The following is an 11,881-nucleotide window of genomic DNA, read 5'->3' on the forward strand; positions in this document are numbered from 1 at the left end:
AATGGGTTATGAAAAGATTGTTGTACCAACCAGTGGTGACAAGATTACCGTAAATGCAGACCGTTCATGGAATGTTCCGAATCATCCAATCATTCCCTTTATTGAAGGTGATGGTATTGGTGTAGATATTACACCTGCCATGAAAGAGGTAGTCGATGCCGCGGTAGAAAAGGCTTATGGTGGCGAACGCTCTATTGAATGGATGGAAGTATACTGTGGCGAGAAAGCAAATGCTAGCTACGGCACGTATATGCCAGAAGAAACCTTCGATGCAATTCGTGATTTTGTTGTTGCAATTAAAGGCCCATTAACTACACCAGTCGGTGGTGGTATTCGTTCATTAAACGTTGCATTACGCCAAGAACTTGATTTATATGTTTGTTCTCGTCCAGTACGTTGGTTTGAAGGTGTTCCTTCACCAGTGAAGCATCCAGAACAAACAGATATGGTTATTTTCCGTGAGAACTCTGAAGATATTTATGCAGGGATTGAATGGAAAGCAGATTCTGACGAAGCAAAAAAAGTAATTAAGTTCCTACAAGAAGAAATGGGTGTGAAAAAAATCCGTTTCCCAGAGGATTGTGGTATTGGTGTTAAACCTGTATCAAAAGAAGGTACGCAACGCCTTGTACGTAAAGCAATCCAATTTGCAATTGATAATGATAAGCCATCTGTGACATTAGTACACAAAGGCAATATCATGAAATATACAGAAGGTGCTTTCAAAGAGTGGGGTTATGAGCTTGCACAACAAGAGTTTGGTGGTGAGCTGATTGACGGTGGCCCATGGGTAAGCATTAAAAACCCAAAAACTGGAAAAGAGATCATCATTAAAGATGTAATTGCAGATGCTTTCTTACAACAGATTTTAATGCGTCCTGCAGAGTATTCAGTGATCGCAACATTAAATCTAAATGGTGACTATGTTTCAGATGCATTGGCTGCACAAGTAGGCGGTATTGGTATTGCACCAGGTGCAAACATTGGCGATGCAGTATCTGTGTATGAAGCAACACACGGCACAGCACCAAAATATGCAGGTCAAGATAAAGTAAACCCAGGTTCAATTATTTTATCTGCTGAAATGATGTTACGTGATATGGGATGGACAGAAGCCGCTGATTTAATTATTAAAGGTGTATCTGGTGCGATTTCTCATAAGACAGTGACATATGACTTTGAACGTTTGATGGACGGAGCAGAACTTCTTAGTTGCTCAGCGTTTGGTAAAGCGATTGTAAAGAATATGGACGCTTAAATAAGTTATAAATAGTTGAAAAGCCTCATCATATGATGGGGCTTTTTATTGCTTTATTAGAATTTAAACTAAGCTTATTCAGAAAAAAGAATACACTATATTTTTTTAGTAATTATATGATTTTTATTGTAAAAATAACAATATGAAAAGCAGTGCTATGGTTATCGAAAAAATGAAGAAGAGAATGGGTCTTGTTGGTTATCTATTTACTTTATAATAAACGTTAATTATATCTTATTTTTAGAATAGCCTTTGGGCTAGGAGTTGCAATGAGCATGCCACTTATCATAAACATTATCGTGTTTGTGGTTCTACTACTTGTACTTGCACAAACTCGTAAAACAAATTGGAGCCTATCCAAAAAAGTACTTTCTGGTTTGGTTCTTGGTGTGGTGTTTGGGCTAGGTTTGCACTTAGTATACAACACAGGCGATCAAGTTCTGAATGATTCAATTAGCTGGTTTAATATTGTCGGAAATGGTTATGTAAAACTTTTACAAATGGTTGTTATGCCATTGGTTTTTATTTCTATTTTAAGTGCAGTGGCAAAACTGCATTCGGCAACTTCGTCGTTAGGAAAAATTAGCTTTCTGAGCATAGGAACGTTATTGGTTACTACATTTATTGCAGCTTTAGTTGCAGTTTTTGTAACACGACTTTTTGGTTTGACTGCAGATGGTCTGGTGCAAGGTGCTGCTGAAACGGCTAGATTGAGTGCACTTCAGTCTGATTATGTAGGAAAAGTCACAGATTTAAGTGTTCCTCAATTTATTTTGTCTTTCATTCCAACGAATCCTTTTGCTGATTTAACTGGTGCAAAACCAACGGCAATTATTAGTGTGGTTATCTTTGCAGCATTTTTGGGTGTTGCTGCACTTAAATTGCTTAAAGATGATGAAGTAAAAGGGAAGTATGTTTTAACTGCAATTGATACTGCTCAGTTATGGGTAATGAAACTTGTCCGCCTTGTAATGACATTGACGCCGTATGGTGTTTTTGCCTTAATGACAAAAGTCGTTGCAAGCTCGAATATGGCAGATATTCTAAAGTTAGGTGGTTTTTTGGCGGCTTCCTATGTAGGTATTGCGATTATGTTTATTGTTCATGCCATTATTTTGGCAGGTTCAGGTATTAATCCAATACGCTTCTTTAAAAAAGTATGGCCTGTTATTACCTTTGCTTTCACGAGTCGATCTAGTGCGGCAAGTATTCCTATGAATATTGAAGCACAAACAAATCGTATTGGTGTACCAGAATCAATTGCAAGTTTTTCAGCTTCTTTTGGTACAACAATTGGACAAAATGGCTGTGCAGGTTTGTATCCTGCTATGCTTGCGGTAATGGTTGCACCAACAATGGGGGTAAATCCTCTAGATCCTCTATGGATTTTAACATTAGCTGGCATTGTCACAATGAGTTCTATTGGTGTCGCTGGTGTAGGTGGTGGTGCAACGTTTGCAGCATTAATTGTACTACCTGCTTTAGGTTTTCCAATTACATTAGCTGCACTTCTTATTTCTATTGAGCCTTTAATTGATATGGGAAGAACCGCACTAAATGTAAATGGCTCTATGACAGCAGGAACATTTACTAGTCAGGTCATGGGTCTTACCGACAAAAGTAAATTTGAGCAAGAAAATGACAAAGATCTCGTAAATAGCTGATCAATTGAAGTATATTAAAAGAGCATATGCTAAAGCATGTGCTCTTTTTTTTGAGGAAATAATAATGAAGATGTACCAAGTTGATGCATTCACAACACAATTATTTAAAGGAAATCCTGCTGCAGTTATTATTTTAGAAGACTGGTTAGATGAAGCGCTAATGCAACATATTGCATTAGAAAATAATCTTTCTGAAACTGCCTTTGTAAAGAAAAATACACTCAATAATTATGATATTCGTTGGTTTACACCAACAGATGAAGTGCCATTTTGTGGGCATGCAACGCTAGCGAGTGCGTTTATTTTATTTCAGCAGATTGAAGGCTTGGAATATATTGAATTTGAAACACAGCAATTGGGTACATTTTATATTCGACAAAAAAATGAAAAGATTGTCATGAATTTCCCAATATTAAAAGCATATCCTCTTTTAGATTATCCTAAAACATTGGAAAGTGCCTTTAATATTCCATTTAAAGCGGTTTATTTAAATGATCAGGCTTATGTCGTTGAATATGAAAACGCACAACAGGTTTTAGATGTACAACCTGATTTTTTTAAGCTGAAAGAAGTGAGTATTGATTCAAAAAGAATCTATGGCAAAACCCGAGATATTGTGATTACTGCGCCAGGAAAAGATCACTACGATTGTATTAGTCGTTATTTTGCCCCTGCTATTGGTGTAAATGAGGATCCTGTAACAGGCTCTATTCATACAGCAGTGATTCCACTTTGGTCAGAAAGACTAGAGAAGGATCTGATTACGGCTTATCAGGCTTCTTCAAGAGGTGGTTGGTTATACGGTGAAATATTACCGAATGATCGTATAGAAATTTCAGGCCAAGCTAAACTCTATATGGTTGCAGATATTCATATATAACAAAAAGGTAAAATTCTAATGGAAGATGTGGTGTTGCCAGTTGCTCAGAAAGGTGAAGAAGTTTTAAATTTAGTCGCTACGAAAGTCAGTCCAAGAGAATTTGGCTCTTTATGGCTACATCAGCTTTCTCAAGCGATGCAAACGACGATGAAATATCATCATGGTGTAGGCATTGCAGCACCACAAGTTTATGTTTCTAAAAGAATTATTATTGTTGCATCTCGTCCTAATCCACGATACCCAGATGCCCCAGATATGCCTGAGATTGTCATGGTCAACCCAGAAATTTTAACGGCATCTAGTGAAAAATGTTTGGGTGAAGAAGGCTGTTTGAGTGTAAAAGGTGAGCGAGGACGAGTGCTGCGTGCACAAAAAATTGTTGTAGAGTACTACACAGTGATGGGAGAGCGAATTCAGCAAACGTTTTTTGGTTTTCCTGCCAGAATTGTTCAACATGAAATAGACCATTTAAACGGAATCCTATTTGTGAGTTATTTATAGTTTTTTAATGATTCTGAAATATTTCTCATGCAAATTAAGCGATATGTTTTAAATAAGTGGAATGAATTGGTCTAGCTAAAATATTTTATTTAAATAAATGAATGTTAAATTTTAAAGCTGTACTTATTGTAGTGCACTTTTTGCTCTAAAAAGAAGCAAAAGGTGGGCTTTTTTTCGCATAATAAATGTTGTGTCATATAACTGTCATAATTAAATTAAACAATATGGACACCTAAAAGTATCATCATAGATGGCAGCATGAAAATGAATACATCTTCTAAACAAGAGCCAATACCTCCTGGTGCCGTAGAAGGTAAAAATGTAAATGTTCCTACACCGAAATTTTTTATGCCGGTGTTTCTTACAATTATTATTTCTACACTTGTTTATATTGGATTGCAGCTAAATGCTGATCTTGCGAATGTTCCACCTTTAAGCCTTTATTCAGTAATTTTGCTTTCTACAGCACTATTCATTGCTTTAGGTTTTGAATTTGTGAATGGTTTCCATGACACAGCAAATGCAGTTGCAACGGTTATTTATACCAATGCACTTCCAGCACCTATTGCAGTCATGTGGGCAGGTTTTTGTAATTTTCTCGGTGTACTGCTAGCAAGTGGTGCTGTTGCATACGGCATTATTGCATTATTACCTGTAGAAATGATTATGAATGTAGGAAGCAGTGCAGGTTTTGCAATGGTATTTGCATTACTCATTGCAGCCATTCTATGGAACTTAGGCACATGGTTCTTTGGTATTCCTGCTTCAAGTTCACATACTATGATTGGTTCTATTTTAGGTATTGGTATTATGAACCATATCTTAAATACTGCTGCTGAAGCGGGAACTAGTGGTATTGATATGGAGCAAGTCATTAAAGTTGGTAAAGCATTACTGTTTTCCCCACTTATTGGTTTTGCATTTGCTGCCGTTGTATTCTTATTGGTGAAATTTTTATTTAGAAAGCAACTCGAGCTCTTTAAAGCACCTGAAGGAAATAAACCACCGCCATTGGTGATTCGTGCCTTGCTTATTTTTACATGTACAGGTGTAAGCTTTGCACATGGTTCGAATGATGGTCAAAAAGGAATGGGGCTAATTATGCTTATTCTGATTGGTCTTGTTCCTTTAGCATATTCACTTAACAAGAATATAGACAGTAATCAATTACAGTCTTTCAAAGGTTTGTCCGAAGAAGCAGCTGTAGTAATTTCTGCAGAAAATACACAAAAATATAATCGTGTAGAAGCTAAAGAGATTTTAACGCGTTACATTCAAGAGAAGAAAGTAACCCCAGAAGTACTTCCTGCATTAGCTAGTATGACATATGGTTTAAGCCAAGAATTGGCACCGTATTCTTCTTTGAAAAATATTCCTGAACAAAGTGTTAGTGATATTCGAAATGAAATGTATTTAAGTACAGCGACATTTAAAGCATTAGGTAAGCAAAAAGCATTACCGACTTGGAATGAAGCTGAACAAAAAACGATTAAATCTTATCAAAAAGGTTTAGATGGTTTCTTACAATATATTCCAAACTGGGTGAAAGTTGCTGTTGCATTGGCACTAGGCCTAGGTACTATGGTTGGTTGGAAGCGTATTGTTGTGACTGTAGGCGAACGAATTGGTAAAGATCATATGACGTATGGTCAAGGCTTATCTGCCGAGCTTGTTGCAATGACAACCATTGCTGCAGCCGATGGACTTGGAATGCCAGTATCAACTACACATGTTTTAAATAGTGCAGTGGCAGGGACAATGGTTGCCAATAAGTCTGGGTTACAGTGGTCAACAATTAAAAGTATTATCTCGGCTTGGGTGCTCACACTTCCAGTGACAATTGCACTTTCGGGTGGTTTGTATTGGCTGTTCTTACATATATTTTAATTATGAATTAAACAAAAAAGGGCTTAAGAAATAGCCCTTTTTTTATTTTTGAAATTGCCATAAAGAGCAGCCATAGGTAATACGGTACGTGTTGTATAGTTAGTACGCCATAACCCACCATGATTTGCTCCTGATGAGATTAAATCTAATGGATGAGTCAGTGTAATATTTGGTTGAGAGACAGCCTTAGGGTAGCGTAAATCATGTACCCACATTGCTGCCATAATTGCATTTGTTGTTTCTGGTGCAAAAGCTTCTACGCCAAATAAAGAAGCACCATTGAAAGCAGATTGGAGTAGGGGATTTTTAATTACAGATTGTGTTGTCGTTGATGGAGAAACATTAATAGAAACACATTGCCCTTGGTGTCTTGCCACCAAAGCACGCCATTGTTGAAGCCTTTTTGCCAAGGCGTAGTTAGGGCCTTGCTGTAGTACTAATCCGTCATAAATCGTATATTTTTCTGAATAATCTGTAAAAATTGTCTTGTGTAGTATTTTTTTACATGAAAATTGACTAATGAGTTGAGTCATTGATTTTTCTAACAATGAGCGTTGGCGTTGTTGTTGTTCTATTTCTTTTTTAAATGATATAGGCAGTGCGTATATATCTGTTGGTGTGCTCATAAACATGAGAGATGTATTTTTATTCTTCTCGCTGACGGATTGCATGATTGCATCCATGGCAAGTGCAACTCGTACATGCTTTTCTCCATCTAAATAAGCCAGTGCAGCAATATCTAGGTTTTGATTAAACTGATTTAGCCACTTCACAATTTCTGGTGTTTGCGTTAGTAAGTCTGCACCTAATTCTTTATTATTTTCTAAAAAGGGTGCATATAACGTCGCATTACCTTTTTCAATGGTTTGACGAATCAGTGTCCATTTAGGTAGATGAGCGATATCGATGGCAATAATGTTTGCCTTCCACTTGGCAAGCCAAGAAAGTGGTCCAATCTCTGCACCCGCACCTAAAAGCACCATTGTTCTATCTGAGAGATCAAGCCATTCTGGGTGCTCATAAACCTTCCGTAAAGCCTCGGCATGCGAAGGTTCTATAATCTTTTTTTCTTGCCATAGCTGAATTTGGTTAAGTAAGCTTTGGCCTTTTAATTGTTTACCTTTATAAGGGATATACCACTCTGGAAGGCTATTACTTTTCCCAATAATTTGATGGGTTTGTAGCTTCTCAAAAGGCTGTGAAATTGCATTTTTAAAAGAAGTACTTAAACCATGACGATAAAATCTAAAATGTTCATGGGCAGTTTTAAGACCACTTTGGGCGATAGTAATCGTATCCTTTGTATTTTTTAAACTTAACTCAAGTGTCTTTTTAATATGGATAGGGTAGTTTTTTCGCCAAGTGGTTTCATTACGCATGGTCTCTGCACAATGAGGGTCTATCGATTGAATGGCAGTGCTTAAGATATACTTCGCACTTGCTGTGGTACTTATTTTTTTTGTAGATGCTACGATCGGAAACTGTATACCTTTAATGATATCTGACATAGAGAATATCCTTTCGTGGTTTTAAACTGAAATAGATATAATCTCTATGACAGATGTAATGTATTTACTAAGAGTGAATAAAATTAAAAAGGTAATTTAGTTAACTGATTTAAAAAGTGAGGAATAATTTTAGGTTCCACAATAATAGTCATTAAAATACCATAAGCTGCACCCCACAGATGGGCACTATGATTAATATTGCCTACGCTACGTTTATTTGACCAAATAGTGTATCCAATATAGAGAATTGCAAAAATAATGGCAGGTACGGGTATAAAGAAAACGAAGATAAGATTCCACGGTTTAAAGAGAATATAAGCAAATAGCACAGCCGATACAGCACCGGACGCGCCTAGGCTTGCCCATTGAAAGTCATTTTTATGTTTTAGATAACTTGGTAAAATAGAAATAATGAGGCCGCCTAAGTAAAATAGAACAAATCCCATATTGAACGCATATTGTCTATAAAAAGTCTCAATCGCACTCCCGAAGAAGAACAACGTGATCATATTAAATAGAAGATGAGCACCATCTGCATGCACAAATCCGTGGGTGATAAAACGGTCGAATTGCCCTTTTTGCATGGCTGGTGGCCAAAAGATTAAGCGATTCATCACTTTTTGATTTGAAAAAGCAATGAGTGAAACAATAACAGTAATAATAATAAGTGTAATACTATGATTAAATGGCAGGTCTAGCATAATATGACAAAGTAATAAAAAATAAACTTTATCATGACATAAAATGAAGAAGATAGAAAAATAAATAAATCTGACAAAATAAGTTGATTTTTGGCAATTACCCCATATCTTCAGTTAAACTAGGTACTTCAGGTTGAGGAAAGATACGATGTCTATGGAAAACGACAACATGACTCAGACAGCAAATGAAGAGATGCCGAATCTCTTAATCACTCCGTCTGCGCAAGAGTACTTGGGTGAATTATTGGCTAAGCAAAATACGCCTGGTATTGGGGTTCGTGTATTTGTAGAAAATGCAGGAACACCGCGTGCTGAATGTTGTATGGCATATAGTGCTCCTGATGAAGTTGTAGAAACGGATTATCGACAAGAATACCCAGATTTTCCAGCATTTATTGATTCGCCATCTATTCCATATTTAAGAGATGCGGTCATTGACTATAATAAAGACCGTTTTGGTGGGCAACTTACCTTTCGCGCACCGAACTCTAAAGTGCCTCGTGTTGGGCCAGATGCTTCAATGGAAGAGCGTATTACTTACGTACTACAATCGGAAATTAATCCAGGTTTGGCAAGTCATGGGGGTAATTGTAGTCTCGTAGCTGTTAAAGACGATGAAACACATGGTCTAACTGCAATCTTGAAATTTGGTGGCGGTTGTCAAGGATGTTCGGCAATTGATGTCACTTTGAAGCAAGGTGTTGAAACGACACTACGTGAATATATTCCAGAATTGCAACGTGTGATTGATGAGACTGACCATTCACAAGCTGAAGGTGCATACTATAAATAAGAAAAAGGCGCATAAAGCGCCTTTTTTATTGAATTTGTTTTAGACATGCTTGTACATCATCTTGTGCATAAAAAGCCTCCAAAATAGGGTAGAGGCGTGATTTTAAATAGCCATCGTTAATTAATTTTTTGACGACTGGTGTAATAATCATGATTATTTCGGTCTGTATCGCTTGATGGTTTAACCCTAAAAGGTTAAAAAAATACTCTAATTTTTGTGTTTTATGTAGTTCATACCATTGGTAGATATGATCAGAGATGACTGTATTGAAATAGTTTGTTTCGCGTAGACCATTCCAAAAATCATTGATGATAGAAATCAGTTCAGGATAATCGTTCGAATTTAAGAATTCATTTAACTCAACTAATTTTTTTTCTTTTATTTGGTGCCATAATTCAGCTTGTAAATGATAAACACGTTCATTCGTCAAGTGGTTAGCAAGTACGTATTCACTTAATTGCCTAATTTTAGGAATATTTTTTTCTATGTATTGCATAATCGTTTTTTCGAAAGTTGCATCTGTCATATTTTCAAACATAGATTTCCCCATTTTCATAAACCGATTCACATGAGAAGGGGTTTTTGAAGCCAATGTTTCTTCAAAATAATTTTGAATGGCATGGTTGAGAAGCTCAGACATAATTGTTGAAAATGACTGATGATGAACCATAAAGTGAATAATGGATGATCTTAGGTGTGTTTGTTCTGAAATAAAAGACGCTAAACGGTCAATAGCCATGACTTGAATAACTTCTTGGATTTGAGACTCTTCATTGAGTGTATGTGTTGCACATAATTGCATTTGCTTTGCAAAATGCATTAACAGATCATGAGGAATAGGATTTTTTAAAAAACACTCTCGAATATAACGAATAATTTGCTCATCAGTTAAAAAATCTTGCAGTTGCTTTTGTGACAACCATTGATATAAGTGTTCACCTTCTGTTTGAATTGAACTGTGATTTTTACAGAATTGCTCTAAAAAAAGAATTTGCGATTGAATAAGCTGTTCAATCATAGGATGTTTAGGAGATTGCTTCATATCGCTATTTTGTTGTAAAGACCATGTATAGAAGTATACATGAGGCAAGAAAATATTTTTTTAATTGAATTTACTATGGCGACGTTTTTAGTCAGTGACAAGTTTCATAGTGCGCCCTAGAATACAAATCATTAATTATTTTGATAACGAAATAGGAAAAATCATGCTTACAGCTCAAGAAGCATTGGACCGTTTAAAACAAGGGAATCAGCGTTTTGCAAATGGTAAGTCATCTATTCCAGATTTAATTTCTCAAGAACATCGCTCTCAATTAACAGCAGACCAAAATCCATTTGCGATTGTACTTGGCTGTTCTGACTCACGAGTACCTGCAGAAATCATTTTTGACCAAGGGTTAGGAGATCTTTTTGTAATTCGTGTTGCAGGAAATATTGTAGCGCCATCTCAGGTAGGCAGCGTAGAGTTTGCAGCAGAACGTTACGACTGTGCAGTGGTTGTTGTTTTAGGTCATAGTCATTGTGGTGCAATTAAAGCAACGATTGATACTTTGCGTAATCCAAATCAGCCACCATCTAATAACTTAATGTCTATTGTAAATCGTGTTCGTCCATCTGTTGAAATTTTGATGCAAACAGAATTAAAAGATGATTTACCAAAGCTATGCGAACATGCCGTGCGTTCTAATGTATTTGCATCGGTTAATCAATTGCGTCATGGTTCTTCAGTACTAGAGCATTTAATTGCCCAAGGTAAATTAAAAGTTATTGGTGCAGAGTATTCTTTAGAGACAGGTGAAGTCACATTCTTTGATTTTTAGTAAATTAAATCACTAAATTTTATAATTTATTGAAATGGGTGGTTATTTAAAATATCCATCCATAATAAATAGATATCCTTTAACTTATATTCACAATATAAATAAATCATTAAATTAAGTAATATTCCAAATATAATACCTATAATAAGTTTTAATGAGGTGTTTTTTCTCTGAGAAAAATACCAGATGAGACTGAGTATAACCCCCATAAGAATTCCACCAATATGTGCCATGTTGTTAATATTTGGGGTAATAAAACCTACCGATAAATTAATGAGCATGACCCAAAGTAATACTTTTTTACTCAGAATAAATGGTTGCTGAGGAGCAGGAGGAAAAAAAGAAAGAATAGTAAGTGCGCCTCCAAGACCCATAATTGCACCCGATGCACCACCATTAACTGTAGGTAATAAATCGACAGAGAACACATGTAGCAGATGGTAGCTATTTTCTATAGTTATCCAGTTACTTAGTAAACTGCCTGTCAGCCCAGCAAGAAGATATAAACAAATATAATAAAAACGACCATAAATTTGTTCTGCAATTTTTCCAAAAATATAAAGAGACCACATGTTTAAAGCCAAATGGATGAAGCCAAAATGAAAAAACATGCATGTAAATAAGCGATAGGGTTCATAAATTAAGGTTAGCGGTGGATAATCAGCACCCCATCTAATCGCATCTAACAAACTTGGGTTGCTACTATTTACACCTGCTGTAATTTGTAGAAGATATAAACCAACATTGACGATAATGATAAATGCAGTTGCCCACCAAAGTTGTAGATCTAATTTACTTTTGTAAAATAAAGGTTGTTGCATTTTAGACGTGCTATTCTTGGAAAATTTTTCAATATCAGCTTAACAGAA

The 11,881-nt window shown here is 36.1% G+C and carries 11 protein-coding genes; 7 read left to right on the forward strand and 4 right to left on the reverse strand.

Annotated features, from left to right (window positions below):
- Position 1 precedes the first annotated feature (1 nt).
- From icd to OZX61_RS03665, 5 genes are all read left to right on the forward strand, one after another.
- Positions 2-1,258: an NADP-dependent isocitrate dehydrogenase gene (gene icd / locus OZX61_RS03645; RefSeq protein ID WP_277095350.1), complete on the forward strand. Its 1,257-nt coding sequence runs from the start codon at positions 2-4 to the stop codon at positions 1,256-1,258.
- A 269-nt stretch (positions 1,259-1,527) separates the two neighbouring features.
- A complete protein-coding gene (locus OZX61_RS03650; protein ID WP_195772133.1) occupies positions 1,528-2,922 on the forward strand; it encodes an L-cystine transporter in 1,395 nt (464 codons plus the stop codon).
- Positions 2,923-2,986: 64 nt separating this feature from the next.
- Positions 2,987-3,802, forward strand: a complete 816-nt coding sequence (locus tag OZX61_RS03655; RefSeq protein ID WP_277095351.1) for a PhzF family phenazine biosynthesis protein — start codon at positions 2,987-2,989, stop codon at positions 3,800-3,802.
- An 18-nt stretch (positions 3,803-3,820) separates the two neighbouring features.
- Positions 3,821-4,303 (forward strand): peptide deformylase, encoded by a 483-nt coding sequence (gene def / locus OZX61_RS03660; RefSeq protein ID WP_277095352.1) that lies wholly within the window; start codon positions 3,821-3,823, stop codon positions 4,301-4,303.
- A 264-nt stretch (positions 4,304-4,567) separates the two neighbouring features.
- Entirely contained in the window at positions 4,568-6,190 is a 1,623-nt protein-coding gene (locus tag OZX61_RS03665; RefSeq protein ID WP_277095625.1) for an inorganic phosphate transporter, read from the forward strand.
- Positions 6,191-6,213: 23 nt separating this feature from the next.
- Here OZX61_RS03665 and OZX61_RS03670 read toward each other — a convergent pair whose 3' ends face one another.
- On the reverse strand, positions 6,214-7,698 hold the full coding sequence (locus OZX61_RS03670; protein ID WP_277095353.1) for a hypothetical protein: 1,485 nt from the start codon (positions 7,696-7,698) through the stop codon (positions 6,214-6,216).
- Positions 7,699-7,781: 83 nt separating this feature from the next.
- Positions 7,782-8,399 (reverse strand): rhomboid family intramembrane serine protease, encoded by a 618-nt coding sequence (locus tag OZX61_RS03675; protein WP_195772138.1) that lies wholly within the window; start codon positions 8,397-8,399, stop codon positions 7,782-7,784.
- 154 nt (positions 8,400-8,553) lie between these two features.
- Here OZX61_RS03675 and nfuA point away from each other — a divergent pair, with 154 nt between their 5' ends.
- Entirely contained in the window at positions 8,554-9,192 is a 639-nt protein-coding gene (nfuA, locus tag OZX61_RS03680) for a Fe-S biogenesis protein NfuA (RefSeq protein WP_195772159.1), read from the forward strand.
- Positions 9,193-9,217: 25 nt separating this feature from the next.
- On the opposite strand, the gene OZX61_RS03685 is transcribed toward nfuA, so the two are convergent.
- Positions 9,218-10,234, reverse strand: coding sequence for a hypothetical protein (locus tag OZX61_RS03685; RefSeq protein ID WP_277095356.1), 1,017 nt, complete (start codon positions 10,232-10,234; stop codon positions 9,218-9,220).
- 163 nt (positions 10,235-10,397) lie between these two features.
- Here OZX61_RS03685 and OZX61_RS03690 point away from each other — a divergent pair, with 163 nt between their 5' ends.
- A complete protein-coding gene (locus OZX61_RS03690; protein ID WP_277095357.1) occupies positions 10,398-11,012 on the forward strand; it encodes a carbonic anhydrase in 615 nt (204 codons plus the stop codon).
- A 26-nt stretch (positions 11,013-11,038) separates the two neighbouring features.
- Here OZX61_RS03690 and OZX61_RS03695 read toward each other — a convergent pair whose 3' ends face one another.
- Positions 11,039-11,833 (reverse strand): rhomboid family intramembrane serine protease, encoded by a 795-nt coding sequence (locus OZX61_RS03695; protein ID WP_195772141.1) that lies wholly within the window; start codon positions 11,831-11,833, stop codon positions 11,039-11,041.
- Between the last annotated feature and the right edge of the window lie 48 nt (positions 11,834-11,881).

The organism is Acinetobacter sp. ESL0695, from assembly GCF_029392135.1.
Classification (GTDB): domain Bacteria; phylum Pseudomonadota; class Gammaproteobacteria; order Pseudomonadales; family Moraxellaceae; genus Acinetobacter; species Acinetobacter pollinis.